The organism is Clostridium folliculivorans, assembly GCF_024341905.1.
GTDB lineage: Bacteria > Bacillota > Clostridia > Clostridiales > Clostridiaceae > Clostridium_AR > Clostridium_AR folliculivorans.
The window spans coordinates 68,349-91,495 of sequence record NZ_BQXY01000002.1 but is presented as its reverse complement, the minus strand read 5'-3'; the positions used below and the strand labels follow the sequence as shown (position 1 = coordinate 91,495).

The window sequence follows — 23,147 nt, the reverse complement described above, 5'->3', positions numbered from 1 at the left end:
ATATCTCCACCTTTCTATAGTATTGCAATCGAAACTAACATAGATAAAATTAAAAGCACTCCAAATTGGCTTTGAAGCTTTGCTGTTTCTTTATCAAGATCTGCAATTATTTTATTTTCATTATTACTTGATGTTAACTTTTTAATATTTTTAGCTGCCTTAGGTATTGTTAACAAACAAATTAAACTTAAATAAGGAATATAATTATAAAAACTTATTAGTGGAATAGAAATATAAGCAAATACAATTAAACTAATATATATCCTATCTGCATTTTTTCTTCCAACTACAATTGACAAGGTCTTAATACCAGCTTTGCTATCATTTCTTATGTCTCTAATATCATTGGCATGTAATATAGCAGTAGTTAGTAATCCTACAGGAATTGAAATCAACAAAGGCTTTAAACCTAGTTCTTGTGCCTGAACGTAATATGATCCCAATGTCATCAATGGTCCAAAAATTACAAAAACTAATGGTGCACCTAATCCTCTATATTTTAAGGCCAATGGTTTTCCAGTGTAGAAATACCCACAAATAGCACCTACTAGTCCAATAATCAGAATCATGCTGCCCCTAAAATAGCCTAAAAGCAAACCTACTATGCATCCTAATACTAAAGCAATAATACCTGCTTTTTTTACCTCATTAGCCGTTATAAGTCCCTCAACAACTACCCCGCTAGAGCAATATGAGTCTTTTGTATCTACTTTGTTTATAAAGTCGTCATGATCATTTAATAAATTTATAGATGCCTGTAATAATATAATTCCAATAACTGAAAAAATAAAATATACTATGCTAAACTTAGATTGGTGAATAGCAAGCATTGCACCTAAAGTTACTGGAATTACTGAGCCTGTTAAAGAAAAAGGCCTTGCAGCCCTAATCAACATTTTAGACTTTGTATTTATGACATTCACTCCTTTAATTAATTACATACGCATCGCCATAGGCAATGAGAATAGTAATATATTAGCTATTGCAAGTAATATCAACAGAACAGTATATACTACTGTAACGCTTGTCTTCTTTTCTTTATAATTGTTCTTTGCAATTTTATATGCAGTGTATATGGAGCCTAAGGTTCCAATTGCTATCAATATAAATTGCAATGCTTGTATTGTTAGATTGTCAAGAATTGCAGTTGATGCATCATGCATCTCAACTCCGAATAACCCCATGAATGTATATCCTATAGATTTTCCTTCAGCTAATAGATGGAATAAGTTATGAGCTATATGTGCTGCTAAATCTAAAGGTATTAGGGCATAACCAAATTTAGTGAAATTAGCTTTAACTGAGTCACCATTAAACAATTTAGCTATATAACCTGCTAATGCTAATAAAAGTATTGGTATAGCCATAGCAACTATGAAAGTTATAGTAAAGGTCACAAAATAACTTTGTGTCCCTGTAACCTTTTCTAACCATGTTAACATGCCATCCCATATCTTAAGCATAGTAACATTTTGTACGAAAACAATACCCATGATTACAACAGCTAAGAATGAAACTTCTAATTGAGGTTTTCTTATGAACCACAATTCTTGAGTCGGCTTTCTAAAGGATATCTTAATAGAATTATTAGGACAATTTTTAACACAGTTACCACAGATGTTGCAATTAGAGTTACTCTCCATAGTCTTAGGAAATTCAAACATTGGACATCCTGGTGCCTTATCAGTACCTTTGTAGCAAGCTGCTACTGTACATTTTGAACATTTCTCTTTAGTTCCTCTAAGTTGTAATATTCCTGCTCTAGAATAGTTTGAAGATAACCCACCTAGGAAACAAAGATATCTACACCAGGTTCTACGTTCAAAGAATGCTCCACAAAATACAACTCCTAAAGTTATTAATAATAACAGCGTTCCAGAACCTCTAGGATTCTCAACTATACCGAATACGTGGTCACTCCAAGTAATAGCTAAGAACATTGCATCTATTAACCATACTCCGTATTTTTTTAAAAATTTAGGTATTGGTTTTTTACTTCCAACAAATTTTTGAACAACATCACTTAATGCTCCAAACGGACATATTGCACACCAAAACCTTCCTGTAAGGAACAACAATATAGGAAGTATTGGCCACCATAATACCCAAGTTCCTGCTGTTCCGAAATTATCATGAGCTTTATCTGGACCAACTAATAGCTCAAATACAATAAATGCAAACACTGCTCCTACCAAGAGCTGAAATATACCTGGATACCACTTGCTCCTAATGAATTTAGCAAACCTCTTATTATCTAATAAATTCTTCCCTTCATGTTCAGGTGAAGATTTCTCCTTCTCATTAGTAGCTTTATTTACATTATTCATAGCACTACCTCTTTTCTCCTACTTCTACTTCAAAACTATTTTGCCTGCTTCTTTTTTATAGCTGCAACAATTATTATTAATGCAATTGCTCCTAAAAATCCACCTATAATAATCCAGTTAGGTCCACCACTAACTACATTAATATCAAAATCAATGGTTTTCTTTTCGCCTTGTACTGTAATTTCAGTAGTTACAGTCCACTTACCTTTATCGGTGAAGTTTATATCTCCCATGTACTGACCTTTTTCATTTTTCTCTAACTTAACTGTTATTGGTTCATTACTATTCATTTTCATTGAATCATCTTGTGGCATCTTAGCAATTATAGTTACATCTGCATTATCAATCTCTTTATCATTACTATCATGCAGAGTAATCATTATTTGATCTTTACCAGTCTTTGCTTCTTCACCTTTAAAAGAAAGCTCCGCAGTTATCCCATCGGTACTTTTAGACGTACCCTTTCCCATATTCATTTCATCTGCCAAAGCAGCTGTAGAAGAAACTAGTACAAAAATTAAACTAAATACTAAACCTCTTATTGTCTTCTTTCTCATTATTATTTGACTCCTCTCCCATATACAAGCAAACTAATTAATTTATCTATCTATTAACTAAAAACAGCTCATATTTATTCAATTATAATTTACTTAATATGTTTATAACTTATTTATACAACTCGCTTTGTAAACTTTTGTTTTACATATGGAACAATAAAGCGATCAAGACCTATTAAGTATGCATTAGCCCCAACAGCTATAAGAATAATAGCCACTGTATAAAGAATTGGATTTGTGCTAGTTGTACCTGCCAATAGATAATTTAGATTCATAAAGGCACCAGCAAATAATCCTATGATAGTAGCAGCACCTAATATTAAGCTAACTCCTACAAGAAGCTCACCAACTGGTACTAAATATGAAAAAACTTGCGCATTCGGTAGAGCTACGTTTTGCACAAATGCAGCGTACCAGCCTTGTACTGCTGGATGTTCTCCAGTTGATTTTGCTACAGCGCCCTTTAAAAATCCTGTTATAGCCACACCAGATTTGCTACCTACCCAAGTTGGGTCTTTAAGCTTTTCAATAGCTGGAACTATCCATTGAATTCCAAGCCAAACACGTAAAATAGTCCATACAATTGTAAAATATTTATTTTTTAAAAATTTCATTATTACTCACTCCTCAAAAATATTATTTATAAAAATTTTTACTAAGCTTTTTTTACTTTTGAATCATAAGATTCAATAACGTAATATAAAAGATTTGTTAATCCTTCTTTATATATTGATGATTCTATGCCTTCAACATCCAACTCAGCTTTCACAACAAATTCTTTAGCATTATCTATTGTTATATTATTTCTAATAGCATTGGGATCTCCATCTAAGCAATCATCCGTAATTTGATATACCATTCCTAAGTTTAAGCCATACTTTTCTAAAGCTATAACATCTTCTTTTTCAGCATTAGCTACAAGCGCCCCTAACTTACAACAAGCACTCATAAAGACTGCCGTTTTTCCTTCAATTATCCTAAGGTACTCTTCTCTAGAACCTTCGCTATATTGAGCTTGTTCAATTTCTGCAACACACATTTTTTCTACAACTTGTGTCATCACCTGTTCTCCATCTCTGGTTGTCATACTAGCTAAAATGTTGAAAGCTTTTGCAAATAAAGCATCTCCAGCTAGAACAGCTATTTTTCTTCCATACACTCCATTAAGGGTTTTCTGACCTCGTCGGAATAAGTCATTATCGATTATGTCATCATGTATCAAGCTGGCACTATGAATGAGTTCAACAGCTACACATAAATTAATTAACTGTACTCTCTGCTCTATAGTCATATCTCGTTTTATAGCTTTAGCAGAAAGTAATATAAGCATTGGACGAAGGTACTTGCCAGAATTTTTAAAAAAATATTCAAAAACTTCTTTTGATGCTCCTTTTATAATGTCCTCGTCTATATTTTTTAAAATATTCTCTACTTCATTTAGCTCTTTCCTTACTGCATTACTTGCTTCAATAAACCTTAACACGACTTCATCACCTCTCTTTATAATTTAAACTCTATTACATTTAGGGATATCTTAAAGTTTTACTATAATTAATATTTCTCTGAAAGTATAACTTGCATGTATGTAGATAGTATGTAGATGTTATGAAGATGTTGTAAAGATGAACTAAATGTATAAAAAATATATACATTTGTGTAAAAGAAAAAATCCTAGACTGATTGATTCAGTCTAGGACTTTTCTTTTTCCGTAGATTATGCAAAAAACTATTAATAATTAGTGATTAAAAGTTGTTTTACTAAATTTCAATAGTTGCTTTTAAATAAAACATCATTTTTATGTAATTTACTACTTACAGCATCCACATGATGATTTCTTCTTAAATTTTTTATATATGGTGAACGTAGAAAAACTTACTACTCCAATAGTAACTAAAACTTCAACAACCAATGATGTCACCTCCAAATGATATTATTTATTTTTAGATATTATTTTTGTTTAAGTATCTAAATTAATCTTTATAAAATACATCTTACTATTTTTTTATAAAGATAATATGAAGAATTTATCCAAGATATATCTAATGTGCTCTAATTATTTGTATTTGCTTCTAAATTTTAAATCTTTGAACTAGAGATTTAAGCTCATCAGATAGAAGAACCTGTTTTTGAACTGAACTTAAAACATCTTGAGTCGCATGATTTGTCTCATCAACGCTACTTAGTATCCCTTCTGAATTTTCTGCGGATTGTTGAGCGGTTGCAGATACAGCTTCAATAGCATTACTAGTTTGTTCGATTGAGCTTAGTATATTGGATACACCAGTAGCAATTTCTTCCGACATAGCTTTAATAAAAGCGGAATCATTTTCGTACTTCAATGCAGTCTCTAAGAATAATTCATAGTCTGGGTTTACATTGTTATCAATAAATTTTAATATATCCTCAACATTACTTGAAAGATTGTTAAAGGCATTATTAACTTGACTTATTACCTTTTGTATATTTGAAACATTCTCCGACGATTGTTCTGCAAGAATTCTGATCTCATCAGCAACTACAGCAAATCCTTTGCCAAGATCACCAGCTCTTGCTGACTCAATAGCTGCATTTAAAGCTAGGAGATTAGTCTGAGATGCTATACTTGCTATTGAGTCTGCCATAACCTTAATTTCTTCAACAACCTTTCCATCTTCTATTGCTCTTAGTATGTTTATCTGTTTCTCTTGATATATCTTTTTTGACATATCTATTGCTTTCAATCCTTTGTCTTTTATCTGTACCGCACGAACTTGAATTTGTTTTGAAGCATTATCTCCTTCTTTGGCCTTTTGAGAGAGTTCAATTGAATTTGAAGCTATCTCTTCAATTGAAGCATTTACTTGTTGGGCAGTTGAACTTAGAGCTTCAGTACCTCGTGATATGTCTTTTGTCGATCCATTTATGTTATTTATTTTTTTAGATACTCCTCCTATTGTAGTATAAATCTCCTCACTTAAATTATTTATATTATCCGAGCTCAATATTATCGCTGAAATTAGGTTGCGTGTATTTTCAGCTGCCTTATTTAAAGCAATAGATATCTTTCCTATTTCATCTTTTGAATTAATATCTATCCTTTTTGTTAAATCTCCACTTCCTAGTGAATCTGCAAATATTAACACTTTGTTTATTTGCTTAGATAGTAATGTTGATATTAGCAAACCAAGTGCTAATGCAGATATAAATCCAAATACTACAATACCAATCATTAAATTGAATGAATTTTTAAATATTGAGTTATTTGAGTTATTTGCGTTTTTAGCTTCTTTAAGATTAGTATCAATTATTGCATTAATACTATCAAATGTTTTATTCCTTAATTCCGTTACCATATCGAAAGCCATCTGTGCTTCGTCGTACTTATCAGAATCAATCAATTCTATAAATTTTTTACGCTCCATCATATAATCTTCATGATACTGATTAAATGTTGTTATCATTTCTTTCTCATCATTAGTTAATCCATCTTCATTCTTAAACTTCTCAGATAGAGCCATATCTTCTTCTGTCAACTCTTCAATTTCTTGTTTAATTTTTGATTTCTTCTCTAAATCTTTAGTTGTTAAAAGAGATATTAAGTCTGAATGTATTTGCAAAAAATTCTCTTTTAGTTCATCTATAGATCTTAAATGAATTAAATTGTCTTCATACATAGAAGTCGAATTAGAGTTTATTTTCTTTATTTGTGATATTCCTATCCCACCAAGTACTCCCATAATAATTGAAATTAATAAAAAACAACTTATAAGTTTCTGTCTTATCTTCAAGTTCTTCAATAAATTCATATAATATCCTCCCTGTCGTATTTTCACGCTTGTCCTAACTCATCTCATATAATTACGACTTGATTTTATCACTTTACTATGAAGAAATTGTAAATATTTCACGATTTCATGCAAAAACTACAAATAAATAGAAAAAGACTTAGGTAAATGTTTTACTAATTATTCCTAAATTCCTTATTTTTTAAGCAACTGCTAATCATTCATTTCTAGCATTTTAGTATAACTCTAAGCCCTTATTCGATTTCCGCATAATATGATTGAGTTACAAAAATAACTTAAAATCTATAATTTATTCTAAGTTCATATAAAAGTAGGCCATAGCTTAAATATAGTATAACTACATTAAGCTATGGCCTTAAGATTTTTATTATTTATTTAAGCAATACAACAATCTTTAATTTAACGACTTAGTTTCATTTTTAACGACTTTCTTTCAGTTAAACAATTCATGGGTCTTCATATTATCTATTACTCAACAGTAACTGATTTTGCTAAGTTTCTTGGCTTATCAACATCGCAGCCCTTTTGAACAGCTGTGTAGTAAGCTAATATTTGTAGTGGTATAACTGAAAGTACTGGTGCAAGTATTGACATAACCTTTGGAATGTAGATTGTTTGGTCTACAGTCTTTTCGATTTCTGTTTGTCCTTCCATTGCTATTCCTAGTACGTTTGCCCCTCTTGTCTTAACTTCTCTTATATTACTGATTTGTTTGTCATATAACTCACTTTGAGTTGCAAGAGCTATTACTGAAGTGCCTTCTTCTATTAAAGCTATTGTTCCATGCTTTAATTCCCCACCTGCATATGCTTCTGAATGGATGTATGATATTTCCTTAAGCTTTAATGATCCTTCCATTGCTACTGCGTAGTCAAGACCTCTTCCTAAGTAGTATACATCGTTCTTGCTGTATAAATGATCAACGAATGATTTGATTGTATCTACATCGTTTAATATTTCAGCAGTTTTTTCAGAAAGATTTAATAAACCATCTTTAATCTTTTCTATTTCAGTCTCTCTTACAGTGTTCTTAGCTTCAGCCATGTATAAAGCTATTATATAAAGAGCTATAAGCATAGTTATATAAGCTTTTGTTGAAGCAACAGCTATTTCAGGACCAGCCCATGTATAGAATACATCGTCTGCTTCTCTTGAAATTGAACTTCCTACAACGTTTGTTATAGCTATTATTCTAGCACCTTCTTCTTTAGCAAGTCTTAATGCTGCTAAAGTATCTGCTGTTTCACCTGATTGGCTGATGCAGATCATAAGAGTTCTGTCTGTTATAAGTGGATTTCTGTATCTGAATTCAGACGCAACATCTATTTCTACTGGTATCTTTGCTAATCTTTCGATTACGTACTTACCAACAACACCTGAATGATAAGCTGTTCCACAAGCTATTATATAAACTCTATCAAAGTTTTCTATTTGTTCTTTTGTTAAATGAATACCATCAAGCTTAATCTTTTCTCCCTTAACAACTCTTGAAGTTAAAGTATCTTTTATAGCCTTTGGTTGTTCATATATTTCTTTAAGCATGAAGTGGTCATATCCACCTTTTTCAGCAGCATCTATATCCCAAGTTACGTGGAATATTTGTTTTTCTACTTTATTCTTGCTTTCATCATATATTGTTATTCCATCTTTAGTCATAACAACGAATTCTTTATCTTCTAAAAGATAAACGTCTCTTGTCATATTTAATACAGCTGGAATATCTGAAGCTATGAAGCTTTCTTTTCCGTCTTCACCTACACCAATTACTAGTGGACTATCTTTTCTTACAGCTACTATTTTACCAGGATCGTTCTTAGCAACAACTCCTAATGCATAGCTTCCTTCCATTCTCTTAGTTGCTTTTATTACAGCATCTTCTAAGTTTCCATCAAAGTAGTAATCAACTAAGTGAGGTATAACTTCTGTATCTGTTTCTGATACAAACTTGTATCCTTCTGATATTAACCATTCTCTAAGAACTATATAGTTTTCGATAATTCCGTTATGAACAACTGCTATAGTTCCGTCCTTATTGCTATGAGGATGTGAGTTAACATCAGATGGTTCTCCGTGAGTTGCCCATCTTGTATGACCTATACCAATGCTACCAGAATACTCTTTGTCTGCAACTTTGTCTTTAAGGTTAGAAAGTCTTCCTCTGCACTTTTCGATCTTTATTTCTCCATCTTCAATAACAGCTATTCCTGATGAATCATAACCTCTATATTCAAGCTTGCTTAATCCTTCAACTAATATTGGTGTTGCTTTCTTTTCTCCTAAATATCCTACTATTCCACACATAAAAAAATCTTCCTTTCATATCAATTATTCGTTTAATACAACCATAATTATATGAGTTATTTTATCCATGGAAGGCTTAATATATTTAATATTTCAGCTCAACCTTAGAAGCAAAATTTTAATATTTAATTTTTTAAAAATTAGGCTTTTCTAAAGCTGAAGCTAAGGATTCCTATATCGAAACTTAAGTTGTACTTGTTTGATAATCCCGGCTTTTGGGGATTATCGGACACGTATAACTTATATAGTTGAGTTAGGAATTCTATATAAAGATATATTTAAATATCTTGATACCTGACTGGATTTGTTCTAAAAATCACTTTTTAGGTTTACCAGGCTTTAACGGTAGTATCATACCGTGAGGCACCCGCTGAATATCCGATACTCCTCATCCTCGTCTGGTTAAACACTGCACGTCCCAAATGTTTAACCCCAAGCGCTTAATTTAATACTTAATTAAATTTCTATCCTCCTTTTTAATGTATTTCTATAATTATGGTCTCTTCAGCCTTCACAATTTTATATATTATACTATATAGTATTTAAAGTCAATTTCTTTGTTACATTTTAAACAAGCCTCTATGTATTATTATAAATTTATCATTTTTTTGTACTATAAATAAAAATAGGCCATCCATTTTACACCAAAAAATTCTTGATTGATAAACAAAATTTCACTGGTATAGTCAACTATAATTATATATAATCACAACAAATTCACTCATTTTTTGTGCAAAATAACTTAATTTTCAATCATAATATTCAATATAGTTTTAATATCATTGTTGAAATTAAGTGGTTATGTAGGAGATTCTATATGAGCGAGCTATTAGAATTAAATGATTTTTTTAGGATAACTAACCGCTTAATTTCAACACAGTGTTCACCCCTTGTGTTGAAAGAAGTAACAAATAGACCTACAGGAACTATAAATATAGTTTCTGTAGGTCTATTAATGATATAGTAGATTAGAAATCTATAGTATCTAACTAAAGATATTATGGATATACGTCTATATCTATATATAATTATTCATTATTTAACTACTTTTTTAATTTCTTTAATTCTTCGTACTTCTTTGCGATTAAATCAACTAGTGGATTATCTACTTCTAAACCAGTAAATTGAACAATAGCTTCTTTCACACCCTTAGTGTTTATAACATTTTGAATCTCTTGTGCTTTATCATCATCTTTAGCATCAAATAAAAGACCAGCTGCTACACCAGTAACTATATTGCCACACTCTAAATTTAACTCATAGCAAAGCTTTAATGGAGTTATTAATCTATCGTTAGCTGATAACTTTCTTATTGGATCACGTCCTACACGGAAAACTTCGTCTTGAAGATAATGATTTTCAAATCTTCCAACAAGCTTTTTAGAATACTCAGTAAGTGCATTGAAATCCATTTTATGTTTTTCACTTAAAGCTTTTACTGCTTCCTTATGGAAGTCTACAATTACAGATCTTATATACTCATCTTTTATAGCTTCATGTATGAAGTTATATCCCATTAAATATCCTAAATATGCTGTAGTTGCATGAGCTCCATTTAAAAGGAATAATTTTCTTTCAAGATATGGTGCTAGATTTTCAACGTATTCAGCACCTTCTACTGATCCATTTACCTTTACCTTACCTTTTTCAATATCCCATTCATAGAAATCTTCAACTGCAACGTCTATAGGTAGTTCCTTTTCGATATTTACATTAGGAACGATTCTATCAACAGCACTGTTCGGGAAGCCTACATAAGTATCTAAATACTTAACTAATTCTTCACTAGCATCTTCAAGTATAGCATTCTTAATCATGTCAGTAGCCATTATTGCATTTTCACAAGCAATTATGTCAACTTTCTTATCAGTTGTTGCCATTCTCTTTTCTAATAAGCCTTTTAAAAGCTTTCCAGTGCTACCTAGGTTGTTAGCGCCTATTGAAGTAGTGATCAGATCTGCTTCTACTACAGCCTTTTCTAAGTTTTCAAGATCTTTAAGATGTATTGCATCTACACCATTAATCTTTTCTTTATTTTCTGAAGTACTTAAAGTAATTACTGTATATTCTTTATGTTTATTTATTTCGTCAACTAAAAAGTCTGAAATATCCACGAAGGTTACTTGATAATCTGATTTTGATAATAGGTATCCTATAAAACCTCTACCTATATTTCCAGCACCAAAATGTACAGCTTTCATTACATTTCACCTTCTTCTTTTATTATCTCCATTATTGCTTGTGGAGTTTTAGCTTCTTTTAGTTTTTCTACATTTTCTTCATATTGTATAGTTAATGCTATTTGGGAAAGTATAGCCATATGTTCATCACCAACACCTGCTATTCCTATTACCATATATGCAGTATTTCCATCACCAAAATCAACACCATTTGGGTATTGTAATATAACTATTCCTGAGTTTAATATTTGTTTTTTGTATTCGTTCATTCCATGTGGAATAGCTACTCCATTTCCCATGAATGTTGAAACTTCATCTTCTCTTTCTCTCATTCCTTGGATATAATTTTCATTAACATATCCGTTCGCTACTAGTAATCTTCCTGCTCTTTCTATCGCCTCATATTTACCTTCTGATGGGAGATTTAATACAATATTTTCTTCGACTAAAACGTTTTTGTTCATTCAAATGTCCTCCTCTTTATTCACGATATTAACTAGATAGTTTCTTATATCAGCTATTCCACCTAGTTTTAATATATTTACAAAATTTTTATCTTCTATTAATGCAACGCTTATCTTACCTAAAAGTTGTAGGATATAATTGCTTTCATCTTTTCTAGCTATAAGTACAATAAAAGTACCTGTCTGTTCTGTAGCAAAACCAATACTGGTCATGCTTAATGGTTCTGTAATTCTATATACGCCTACAAAAGGCCTTATCATTTTATCACTTCTTGTGTGAAGCAATGCGATATTGCTTCCTGGTACAACAACATTTCCTTTTTCTTCCCTCTTCATTATACCAAATTTTATTGCTTGTTTATCATTAGTAAGTTCACTTTTATATACATCATCTGAAATAAAATCTATTAGTTCAATAATATTATCAGCGTTTGTTTTATTCAACCTAAAGTTCTTCAGAAGATCATCTGCAAGTTCATAATCTAAGCTTGTGACTTCCTCTTTTTTTAAAGAACTTGAAAGTGTTGAAGTTCTTTGCTCCCCATTTACCTTAAAATCAAATATAAAATTACTTATTTTCTCAATATCTGTTTTTGACATAAATGGTGATACAACAATAACTTTCCCTTTAGAATGAGAATTAATAGCTACTGTAGATATGATTAAATCATATAAATCCTCTTCAATTTTATTATTCATATTATTTATAGATGAAACAGTGAGTTCTCCTATATCAGGAAAAAGTGAGTTCACCTTGCTGGAAAGTATCCTAGCTGTAGCTATTCCGCCAGGACATACTATTAAGGCATTTATCTTCCTAGAGGCTTCTTGCTTCCTTTGAAGTGCAACATCTATATGCATAGCAATATATCCGACTTCATCAGAAGGAATTTTCAAGTTATATCTTGAAAAAATGAGCTTACACCTATTTTTTATTATCTTAAATAGCTCACTATAGTGCTCCTTTATTTCATTTACTAACGGATTTATTACCACAAGACCTATATTAAGCATGTAAAAAGTTTGCTTAAAATGCTGTGATAAATCCTTTATTAGTTGTGTATCTCCGGTAATATCCGCTTGTATTTTCTTTGATACATCAGCTACTAACTCTAAAGCAATATCTTCGTAATTAACATCTGATTGCATAAAATTATTACTATTATTTAGAAAATAATTATATTCACTTAAATACAAAGTTAAATAAACCAGTTCTTCCTCAGGTAAAGTTATTCCATTTTCTCCTAAAGCTTCATCAATAATTTTTATTTTTTCATATGCTTCCGAGTTAATTATTTCATTTTTCATTTTCTCTGGCAGTTTAATACTGTCACCAGATTCTGTTCTTCTTATTGCCAAAAGCAACTGTATAAACAATGTGAAATACTTCACATCATTTACTCTTATATAACTAAACTTAGAACCATTGAATATTGATTTCACAAGATTTATAAGCTTAGTTCCAAATATTATCTCGAAGAAAGCTTGAACTGTTTGATCAACCTCTTCATCATATAATATTGCTAAAAGATCTTCATATGGCTTAAGTTCTAATAAAAACTCAACTAGCGCTATTCTTATATTCCATTCAGATCCTTCAATACTTATGCCTTGATTTCTTCTTCTTAATAAACATAAATTTTTACTAAGCAATAACTTCTCAATATTATCTAAATCTAAACTTATACTTCCCATAACAACATTGAATTTATGACTAAAATAACTTGCTTTTAATGGCTCCTTTGTTATAAGAAGTTCACAAGCCATTATTATCTGCCTTTGTTCTTTACTAAATAGCCATTGCATAGGAACTTGATTTAAAGATATTTTCAATTCTTCAATACTCTTCTTATTACCTGAAATAGATAATTCCATATCTTCATGCGAAAATATGGTAACACTGTACTTCTTCAGTTCCTTATTTATCGCTGTGATCTCTCTTAGAATTGTTCTCGTGCTGACATCTAATTGTTTAAGAAGGCTCTTTATATTTAAAGAGCCTTCATTTAAAATTCTACTTAATATAAACTGCTGTCTAGGGGTGAAATTTTCCATTAATTTAAACACCTAGTTTTTAGTTTATTTCTTTAACTGACTTATAAATTCATCATATCTAGCACGATCTAAGAAATTTTTCACAGTTAGGATTCTATCAGTTTTAGCTGACTTTTTAGCTCTTTCGTATAAGTTTTCCTGAGTAAATACTACATCAGCATTTCCTGGAATACTGTCTACAGGTGAGTGACTAACATCAACACCAGTTATTCCTGCATCTTTTAATGCTTTCTTAAGTATTGATTCACCCATTGCTGAAGATCCCATACCAGCATCACAAGCAAATACTATTAACTTAACGTCGCCAGTTGTTGCTTCTGCTATTGTTTGACCTTTGCTTTCAGCTTTCATACCTTTAACTTTAGCTTGAGCTTCTTCGATGTCTTCACCTTGTGGATCTCTCTTTATTATTACAGAAGCCACTAAGAATGATACTGCTGTTGCTACTGCAACACCTGCTAATACTGGTAATTGTCCACCTTTTGGAGACATTGCCATTAAGGAAATTATACTTCCTGGTGATGGAGCTGCTACAAGACCAGCATGTAATACTACAAATGTTAAGTCTCCAGCGATTCCACCAGCTATTACAGCTAATAATAAAAGTGGTTTCATTAATACATATGGGAAGTAAATTTCATGTATACCACCTAAGAAGTGGATTATGATAGCACCAGGTGCTGATTGTTTTGCAGTTCCCTTAGCATATAACCAGAATGCTAGAAGTATACCAAGTCCTGGACCTGGGTTTGGTTCCAATAAGAAGAATATTGATTTTCCTGCTGATGCAGCTTGTTGAATTCCTAAAGGAGATAATACTCCGTGGTTGATAGCGTTGTTTAAGAATAATATCTTAGCTGGTTCAACAACTATTGCTATTAAAGGAAGTAAGCCAGCGTTTGTGATTCCTTGAGCTATATTACCTAGACCAGTTGAAACTCCTGCAACAAGTGGTTCTATGTAAGTGAAAGCTAATAATGAAAGTCCTCCACCTAATATACCAGATGAGAAGTTGTTAACTAACATTTCAAAACCAGTTGGAACTTTTCCATCTACTAGTTTATCAAACTTCTTGATTAACCATCCACCTAGTGGACCCATTACCATTGCTCCTAAGAACATTGGGATTGATGCTCCTACTACAACACCTGCTGTAGCTATAGCACCTACTACTCCTCCTCTTGTATCATACACAAGTTTACCACCTTGGTAACCTATTAGTATTGGAAGTAAGTAAGTAATCATTGGACCAACCAATTTTGCAAAGTATGCATTTGGCATCCAACCTGTTGGGATAAATAATGCTGTGATTAAACCCCATGCAATAAATGCTCCGATGTTTGGTAAAACCATTGAACTAAGGAAGTTACCAAATCTTTGAACTTTGGCTTTTGCTGATGAATTATTTGCCATTATGAGACCTCCTATAAAATAATTTTTAATAATTTTTATTAATGTTTGATTGCTATGTACTTATAATAAAACATTAAGAAGTCGTTTTCAATTTAATTAACTTCAATTTTGTGATACGTTTTCAATGACAATTTTAAAATTGCGAAAACTGGCTTAAACACTTGCCTCACAGGATGTGTCTCTATTTTTATATTTTTTTGACAAAGAACATTTACGACAAATTTGAAACCTAAATTAAATAAACTTATATTTTTTATGTATAGTTTAGTTACTATTATATATAGTTTACATAAGCCTTAAGATATAAACTGACATATAGTGGATAAAGTTGCACCAATCTGACTTTATTGACTAGATTTAATGAACCATATTTGATTTTATTGGCTTTCAATAAAATCATAAAAAGCTTTTTGATTACTATATGTATATCTTTATATCCATAAAATCCATAAAAATATGTTATAATATTACCTGCTTCATAGAACTACGTATGCACAGATATTAATAATATCACATAATTGCTAAGGATGCCAAAAATACTCTGCAAAATGAGGTGAGAGAATGGATATTATGACTTTAAAACAAATAATTTTCAAACCTTCTTCTAATTTAATGAAAACCAAAGGAAATGAAATATTCAAAAAAGATTTTGTCAAAAAAGTTAGAGGAAAAAGAATAGATTCTATTTATCATATATATGGTGATATAAAAAATAAGGATAATGCAACTGAATTTAGTACGCATATAAAAATAGATTTAGCAAAAGGAACTGTAATAAATACAAGATGCAACTGCAGTCTTTTTAAGGATTTTTCTCAAAACAAACCACTGTTTATGTGTGATCATTTAACTGCTACAGCATATAAATTTATAGACTCTCTAAAAAAACGAAATGAATCACATACTTATTCTGATAAGCAAACTGATATAGATACTAAGGAAAAGTCGATTCTCACAATGCAGATTTCACTTATTTCTAAATCATTTAAAGAATACTCAACATACGAGGCTGAGTTTCGTATTGGGTTAAAACATAAATATTTAATTACTAATTTGAATCAATTTATTTCATCTATACTTAATAAAAATTATATCTATATAGATGATCATCTCAAATATGACCTCAAAGAATATGAGATTAATCAAAATCATAGAAAGCTTTTACACTTTTTAAAACAGAAACTACAAAATTCATCCGTTTCACTTAATGGGCGGTCTATTTTATTAGATTCGTCTGAATTAAAAGATTTTTTTAAGGCTTTAGTCAATGAAAAAATACAATTTAAATACAAAAGCATAGAGTACTCCCCTACTATATTTAATGAAGATTTGCCCCTAAGCTTCACTTTGAAAGATGATAATGCACATTTTATATTGACAACCCATAAAAAGTTGCCAACTATGCTTGATACTAAAGCTAATGTATTTTTCTTTAATGGCAATATATATTTGCCTAGCAAAAATCAAACTTGCAATTATTTACCTTTTTACAATAGATTTATCGAAGAAGATAGTTTAACCTTTGTTAAAACTGAAGAAAACTACGACATGCTAATTTTAAAAATCACTAGTATATCAAAAGATATAAGTTTAAGTGAAGGAGTCAAGAACTTTAGCTTAAATTATCTAAAATTTGAATTTCTCATTTTCAAAGCTAATGCAACTATATGTTGCAAAGTTTACGGTCTATATTTTGATAATAAAATTGATATACTTGTTGATAAGAAAAATAGTTTAAGCAACATACGGGATTATGCTAAGGAAAATAAAGTTTTAATGAAGCTAGAAGCCCTACGATTTATATGCAAAGAAGATAAGTTATTATTTATAGGTAATGATCCTGATCTCTTTGATTTATTAGCCAACACAGAAAATAATATTCATAAACTTGGTAAAGTTACGTTCGGTAAAGGTTTTGAAACGGTTAAAATATACAATTCAACTAATGTAAAGATTGACTTCTATGATGAAAATTCTTATATAAAAATAGTATATCAAATTGGAGATATGTCTGTATCAGAACTTAATTCTGCCCATGAGGCATATAAATCCGGCGACAACTTCTACAAAGATAGCAATAATAATTTTCTAGATTTTAGAGATGAAGGAATTTTAAGATTTTTCAATTTGCTTGATTTGCTATCAAATGATAAAACTTCCTATGACGGAACCTTATATATAGATAAAGATAAACTTCCATATGCAAATCATCTACTTAATAACAGCAACTATGTGATGAACAATTTTTCAAAACAGTTGCAAAACATAGAACAGAATTTATTTGATTTTAAAAATAACACAGTGCTTGTACCTAGAGAACTTAAGGCTTCATTGAGAGATTATCAAATTAAAGGTTTCAAGTGGCTTAGGGATCTATCTAACTTAGGATTTGGCGGTATTTTAGCGGATGAAATGGGACTAGGTAAAACTGTGCAAACCATAGCTTTTATAACTTCAGAAATAAACAAAAAGTTTCTGATTGTTACCCCTACTTCTCTAATATATAACTGGAAGGATGAGCTAGAGAGATTTTCTCCTGATATTAAGTTTGAGATAATACATGGAAATAAAAACAAAACTGAAAACTTATCTGAACTAATAGAAAATAATACAGTGATTTTGACTACCTATGGTACTCTAAAAAATAATGTTCAGAGCTATATAGACTCTTACTTTGACTACTGCATAATCGATGAAGCTCAAAATATAAAAAATTCAGCTTCAAAAACCAAGTTAGCAATTAAAAGTATTAAAGCAAAGGTTCATTTTGCTTTAACTGGAACTCCTTTAGAAAATACTTTAACAGAACTTTGGTCTATCTTCGATTTTGTAATGCCAAATTATCTTCTTTCCAAAGAAAGTTTTGAAAAGAAGTTTTCAGCTAATGATTATGAAAGCATTGAACTTCTAAAAACACTTATCAGTCCTTTTATCCTAAGAAGAACTAAACAAGAGGTTATAGATGAATTGCCTGATAAGGTAGAAAAAACACTGATTATAGAAATGACTTCAATGCAGAAATCAATATATAGTTCTTATATAAAGGATATAAGAAAAAGTCTAAGAGATGCTTCAAAAGGAAAGATTGAAATATTCTCATATTTAACGAAGCTTCGACAGATTTGCTTAGATCCTTCACTACTAATACCTAATTATTCAGGAGGCAGTAGTAAATTAGAAGCAGCTATTTCAATTATTGAAGACCAAATCGAATCTAATGGTAAGGTTCTTCTATTTTCGCAATTCACCTCTGCTCTAGCAAAGATAGCTGATGATCTTGAGAAACAAAATATAGCTTACTACTATATAGATGGCTCAACTCCTGCAAAGGAGAGACTGAGACTAGTGAATGAATTTAATCAAAGTGATAATGTTAGTGTATTTTTAATTTCTTTAAAAGCTGGCGGAACTGGACTAAATTTAACTTCCGCAAACCTAGTTATTCATTTTGATCCCTGGTGGAATCCTGCAGTAGAAGATCAAGCCACAGATAGAGCACATCGAATAGGACAGAAAAATATTGTTGAAGTTATTAAATTAGTTGCTAAAGGGACTATAGAAGAAAACATACTAACTCTTCAGCATAATAAAAAGCAATTGATAGACTCAATATTAACTGGAGAATTAAAAGATAGTGATTCTTTTGATAGATTGAGTAAAGAAGATTTATTAAGTCTTTTCGATAGAACTGAGTAGAAAATAAATCGTAATTAAATTCAAAACAGGATGTACCACTTCGAACCGAAATCTATTTTTAAAACCCTCACGGCTTTTGATGAGAGAATTTAAAAACAATAAATTTTAATAAGAAGTGGTACATCCATATATGTTATAAATAGAGTAAAAATTCGTAATTACACTTACTGACTGCAGTCTGTGATTTTCTCTTCTTTTTTACCAAAAGTGAGGATTCCCATACTAATCAATTTAATCTTATTCTCATATAGAGAAAGAAAACTCTCAATAATTGCAAAGACATCATCATTATCAATTCCTAAGACATTTTGTTTAATTATTATACTATATGTGTCGTCATAAATTGATTTCACTGGATCTATGTCTATAACTGGAGATATCGCCGGAGCAACATTTTCTTTTACTTTACCTGTTGAGTCAAACAATAGATCTAAATATTCTTTGGATCTTCCAGAAATATCAATTATATATTTTTCTTTTAATGGCAGACTTATAACTTCTATTTTATAGTTATCTAGATATCTAGTCTTAAATAAATAACTACTTGTAAATATTTCATGATCAAATATCTTTTCCAAATAGCCGTTTGAATAAGTGTAAATTACACCGATTGCATATCCCCTTACTTCTAAGAAACTCCCCCTCACTAGTATTTCATCTCTTCCATCACCATTAAAGTCGCCTAAAAATATCTGAAAGTAATATCCGCTAAAAGGTATCTTAACTAAAGATGGCCGCTTTTTTCCGCGTGGTTGTACTATTAACTCTATATTATTTGTAAATGTTGTTTCTACATAGGGACATTCACCGGTTAATATAATTTTGTCCCTCGAAAAATACCATGTAACATCACCTTCTTTTATTGCAATTATTTGTCTGCTTCCAAAATCGTTCATAGGTTACCACCTTAATATTTGTATATTATATATTAATATATTTACATTAATAGGTTACTAAATTTCTCCTATTTATCTAACTACTATAATATATTCAATACAAAATTAATCAAATCGAATCCCAATCCTTCTTTACACATTCTACTTCTCAATCCATTTTGTAAGATCTTTGCCGCTTTTCCTAGATGTTGGTTTCTTATCCATATCAGCATATCCAATATATATGAGTGCAACCACCTCATCTTTTGGCTCTAAGTCGAAAAACTCCTTCATTTTGCTGTCATAACAAGCCTTTCCTGTTTTCCAATAAGCTGCTACACCTAAGGCATGTGCAGCTAAAAGCATATTTTCTACCGCAGCATATGTTGCACCAAGCTCTTCAGTCCTTAATGCTTTTCCGTTTTCAGTTACTTCTGTAGCAACAGCTATAATTACTGGAGCTCTAAAAGGTTTATTTATTTCTTTCTCTAGTTTTTTCTTTCCAACTTCACTTTGTATATCTACACCTGAAGATAGTACAATATCTTCCATTACCTTTGAAAGTGCTTTCCTTCCATCTCCGCTTATAACAAAAAATCTCCAAGGTTGAGTTAGATATCTATTTGGAGCATGTGTCCCAGCTTCAATTATATTTTCTATTACCTCCCTTGGTACACTTTCTTCCCTCATTTTGCCTATAGAGGTCCTTGTCTTTATTGCTTCCATTACATCCATCTATTATACCTCCAATTAAATTTAATAAATTTATATTTAAGCTTTACTAATACAATCATTTCTTAATAATTATCATCAATACATTTTACTAAGTTTAAATTTTCATTATACTGATTTTTTAAAAATAATATATTATTTAATAACTGATGTACTTTATAATTCCAGCTTAAGAGTCTTAGCATTAAACACAAAAAACTGCTCATCACTTTAAGCAGTTTTTTACCATAATTATATTTGATAACAAAATTATAATTTTTAATCAAGTGACTTCTTACCAAAAACTTTATAAAGCACCTTATCATACACTTCTAATTTTTCTGCAAGCATATGCCAATTCTTATGTTCCGCATTAGCAACTTGAATCTGATTTTTTTCTATAGCAGCCACTCTTTCCTTTACATCTTTCACTTCCGCAAGCAATTGCTTCAATAATTCTTTTACTTCATCTTGATTCTGTTCCATAATATTTTCCTCCTAAAATCTTATTCTAATCATATTGTTCGCTTTGTTGAAAAGTAAAATCTTTAGAAACAGCTGTTACATCCTTACATACCACAGCTTTCAACTTTTCTTCAACACTATCTACAATATGTTTTAAAAGCTCATTCTCATCTACTAATTCATCTTTTGCTATGCTTAATATTAATGTATCTAGCATATCTTTTATAGCTCCATTTAAATTCACTCTTAAAGAATAGTTTCCTAGATACTCTGTGTCATAACCACCTTTTTCAAGATTTGACCTTTCACTTTCAGTTCCAATAGTAAGATTTATATCAATAGCTTCGGAGTCATAAAAGAATAATAACCCCATAGTATAAATATTTTCTTTATTATAGTTCAAATTTATATTTTTAATAAAAAAATCACTTATAGCTTTAATTAACTCTTGCATATCTTGCTTTATTTTTAACAGATCATATCTAATATAAACAGGAATATACTCCTTATTTAAATCAGATATTATTCCAAACTCACTTAAGATTCCATCTTTGTCATAAAAGGTCTTTATATTACTTAAATCATCATGTATCTTTACATCATATAAATGTCTATAACCATTGTTCAATATTTCATAATCAGGTGAATAGCAAAAGATTAAATTTTGTTTTTCAGTTTCATTATCAAATTCAAACTTATTTTCTACTAAAACTTTTGCTTTACCTTTCACATTTTTATTAATCAATATAATTTTATCAGAATCTGTATATACATTGTATAGCTTTTCCATCCAAATACTCCACTTCATTTTAAAATTATCTCTTAAATTATACCAGTAACCAGTTAAATATCCAATATATCTATGTATTTTATACTATTGAGTACGAATAAGTAAAAAATCAGCATAGTGTTTTCAAGCTAATTAACTTAAATCATATAAGAAAAGTCCTAATATAGAGATAATTCTATATTAGGACTTTATTTTTTATATACTATTGATTCTTAGCATCTTTATCTTCAAATACATAGTTTTGTATTCTCTTCTTTAGTGCATCTTTATCATATTTAAAGTAGAATGTTCCAGTAGTAGTTCCTACGCAATTATCTAGCCCTTCTATAGGGAATATTTGCTGTTGTATATTACCAATACCACTCTTTAATACTCCAGTTCCTAAATTAAGTATATCTGATACTCCAAGGCTTGTTTCTAGATATGGTGATATTTTTTTTATTACTCCAGGTAACTCAGTTGGGCTTATTGTTTTCACCTTATTGAACATTGCTACTAATACATCTCTTTGTCTATCTGTTCTGGCAAAATCACTATCAGTATATCTTATTCTACAATAGCCAACAGCTTGTACACCAGTTAAACGTTGCATTCCTGGTGCTGTAAGAGTCTTTCCAGGTTTGTTAGCTTCTCTCATTACTGACTCAATATACTTATTAGTTTCAGTAAATTCACTTTGCTTTACATTAATATCTACACCACCAAGTGCATCAATTATATCTGCTAATTCCCCAAAATCAACAACTACATAATCTGTGATATTAAGTCCAAAGTTTTGATTTATAGTTTTTATTGATAATGCACCACCACCATATGCAAATGCAGCATTTAACTTGTCCATGCCATGCCCATCAATACTAACATAACTATCTCTCATAATCGAAGTAAGTTTAAGCTTATTATGCTTCTTATCAACAGTTAGGACCATAGTTGCATCTGATCTTCCTGTATCTCCTTTTCTTCTATCAACACCAAGTAAAGCTATATTTATTATACTATCATCATACTTTTCTTTTACATCCTTGTCTATGCTTCCTTCAATATCTGATTTTGAAATTGTATCTTTCTTTATACCTGAGAAGGTACTATAAAAATACACTGCACCAAAACCTATTGCAAATAGCAAAATAGCTGTTATAGTTATTAAAGTTATTTTTGTAGATTTTTTCATCCTCTTCTTTTTCTTTTCTCTCTTTGCCATCTTTATTCCTCCAATTATACTGTTATTGTCAAATTCTCATAATTATTTATGGACGTCAAAGCTCACATACAGTATTCTATCACAAATTTATTTATTTTTCACAAAAATAATACTATTTCTGATTAAATAGTACATGTTTTTCACTTAAACTACCACAATTGCTTGCTTTGATTATGTTATTAAATTATTATGAACATTTATCTTTGAATAATCAAAAGATTTTTGCGTTCACTATTATAATTTATACTAAAACTCTATTATAGTATTAACAAAATGGTTAAATACTTTAATTTTATATTTCCAAATTTGCATATTCTAGATAAAGA

General features: G+C 30.3%; 18 protein-coding genes. 2 read left to right on the top strand and 16 right to left on the bottom strand.

All coding sequences use genetic code 11. The features are described 5' to 3' along the window. Nucleotides 1–14 precede the first annotated feature (14 nt). The 7 genes from menA to glmS form a co-directional block, all read right to left on the bottom strand. Nucleotides 15–896 carry a 1,4-dihydroxy-2-naphthoate octaprenyltransferase gene (menA, locus tag OCU55_RS06820; protein WP_261851579.1) on the bottom strand — a complete coding sequence of 294 codons (882 nt, stop codon included), beginning with the start codon at nt 894–896 and terminating at the stop codon, nt 15–17. Nucleotides 897–935: 39 nt separating this feature from the next. Further along, nucleotides 936–2,327: a 4Fe-4S binding protein gene (locus OCU55_RS06815; RefSeq protein ID WP_261851578.1), complete on the bottom strand. Its 1,392-nt coding sequence runs from the start codon at nt 2,325–2,327 to the stop codon at nt 936–938. 35 nt (nt 2,328–2,362) lie between these two features. Further along, nucleotides 2,363–2,884 carry a FixH family protein gene (locus OCU55_RS06810; protein ID WP_261851577.1) on the bottom strand — a complete coding sequence of 174 codons (522 nt, stop codon included), beginning with the start codon at nt 2,882–2,884 and terminating at the stop codon, nt 2,363–2,365. A 113-nt stretch (nt 2,885–2,997) separates the two neighbouring features. Then, a complete protein-coding gene (locus tag OCU55_RS06805; protein ID WP_261851576.1) occupies nt 2,998–3,498 on the bottom strand; it encodes a DoxX family membrane protein in 501 nt (166 codons plus the stop codon). A 41-nt stretch (nt 3,499–3,539) separates the two neighbouring features. Continuing rightward, nucleotides 3,540–4,367, bottom strand: coding sequence for a polyprenyl synthetase family protein (locus OCU55_RS06800; protein WP_261851575.1), 828 nt, complete (start codon nt 4,365–4,367; stop codon nt 3,540–3,542). Between the two features lie 587 nt (nt 4,368–4,954). After that, nucleotides 4,955–6,670, bottom strand: a complete 1,716-nt coding sequence (locus tag OCU55_RS06795; protein ID WP_261851574.1) for a methyl-accepting chemotaxis protein — start codon at nt 6,668–6,670, stop codon at nt 4,955–4,957. A 468-nt stretch (nt 6,671–7,138) separates the two neighbouring features. Beyond that, nucleotides 7,139–8,971 (bottom strand): glutamine--fructose-6-phosphate transaminase (isomerizing), encoded by a 1,833-nt coding sequence (gene glmS, locus OCU55_RS06790; RefSeq protein WP_261851573.1) that lies wholly within the window; start codon nt 8,969–8,971, stop codon nt 7,139–7,141. Nucleotides 8,972–9,788: 817 nt separating this feature from the next. On the opposite strand from glmS, the gene OCU55_RS06785 reads away from it, so the two are divergent. Next, entirely contained in the window at nt 9,789–9,935 is a 147-nt protein-coding gene (locus tag OCU55_RS06785; protein WP_261851572.1) for a hypothetical protein, read from the top strand. A gap of 79 nt (nt 9,936–10,014) precedes the next feature. On the opposite strand, the gene OCU55_RS06780 is transcribed toward OCU55_RS06785, so the two are convergent. Genes OCU55_RS06780 through OCU55_RS06765 form a run of 4 tightly spaced genes read right to left on the bottom strand, consistent with a single transcriptional unit; the run spans nt 10,015 to nt 15,083 of the window. Next, the gene (locus tag OCU55_RS06780; RefSeq protein ID WP_261851571.1) at nt 10,015–11,172 is read right to left on the bottom strand and encodes a mannitol-1-phosphate 5-dehydrogenase; all 1,158 of its coding nucleotides are present in this window, start codon (nt 11,170–11,172) and stop codon (nt 10,015–10,017) included. Next, nucleotides 11,172–11,615 (bottom strand): PTS mannitol transporter subunit IIA, encoded by a 444-nt coding sequence (locus OCU55_RS06775; protein ID WP_261851570.1) that lies wholly within the window; start codon nt 11,613–11,615, stop codon nt 11,172–11,174. Before OCU55_RS06775 ends, OCU55_RS06780 begins: the two co-directional genes overlap by 1 nt. Continuing rightward, on the bottom strand, nt 11,616–13,670 hold the full coding sequence (locus OCU55_RS06770; protein WP_261851569.1) for a BglG family transcription antiterminator: 2,055 nt from the start codon (nt 13,668–13,670) through the stop codon (nt 11,616–11,618). 24 nt (nt 13,671–13,694) lie between these two features. Next, nucleotides 13,695–15,083: a PTS mannitol transporter subunit IIBC gene (locus tag OCU55_RS06765; RefSeq protein ID WP_261851568.1), complete on the bottom strand. Its 1,389-nt coding sequence runs from the start codon at nt 15,081–15,083 to the stop codon at nt 13,695–13,697. 561 nt (nt 15,084–15,644) lie between these two features. Between OCU55_RS06765 and OCU55_RS06760 the strand changes: the two genes are divergently transcribed. Beyond that, a complete protein-coding gene (locus tag OCU55_RS06760; protein WP_261851567.1) occupies nt 15,645–18,779 on the top strand; it encodes a DEAD/DEAH box helicase in 3,135 nt (1,044 codons plus the stop codon). Nucleotides 18,780–18,943: 164 nt separating this feature from the next. Here OCU55_RS06760 and OCU55_RS06755 read toward each other — a convergent pair whose 3' ends face one another. The 5 genes from OCU55_RS06755 to OCU55_RS06735 form a co-directional block, all read right to left on the bottom strand. Next, on the bottom strand, nt 18,944–19,675 hold the full coding sequence (locus OCU55_RS06755; protein WP_261851566.1) for a hypothetical protein: 732 nt from the start codon (nt 19,673–19,675) through the stop codon (nt 18,944–18,946). A gap of 141 nt (nt 19,676–19,816) precedes the next feature. Continuing rightward, nucleotides 19,817–20,389, bottom strand: coding sequence for a nitroreductase family protein (locus OCU55_RS06750; protein ID WP_261851565.1), 573 nt, complete (start codon nt 20,387–20,389; stop codon nt 19,817–19,819). A 255-nt stretch (nt 20,390–20,644) separates the two neighbouring features. Then, nucleotides 20,645–20,851 (bottom strand): hypothetical protein, encoded by a 207-nt coding sequence (locus tag OCU55_RS06745; protein ID WP_261851564.1) that lies wholly within the window; start codon nt 20,849–20,851, stop codon nt 20,645–20,647. 25 nt (nt 20,852–20,876) lie between these two features. Continuing rightward, the gene (locus OCU55_RS06740) at nt 20,877–21,620 is read right to left on the bottom strand and encodes a hypothetical protein (RefSeq protein ID WP_261851563.1); all 744 of its coding nucleotides are present in this window, start codon (nt 21,618–21,620) and stop codon (nt 20,877–20,879) included. 202 nt (nt 21,621–21,822) lie between these two features. Further along, complete coding sequence (locus OCU55_RS06735; RefSeq protein WP_261851562.1) at nt 21,823–22,821, bottom strand: LCP family protein; 999 nt, start codon at nt 22,819–22,821, stop codon at nt 21,823–21,825. Nucleotides 22,822–23,147: the final 326 nt, after the last annotated feature.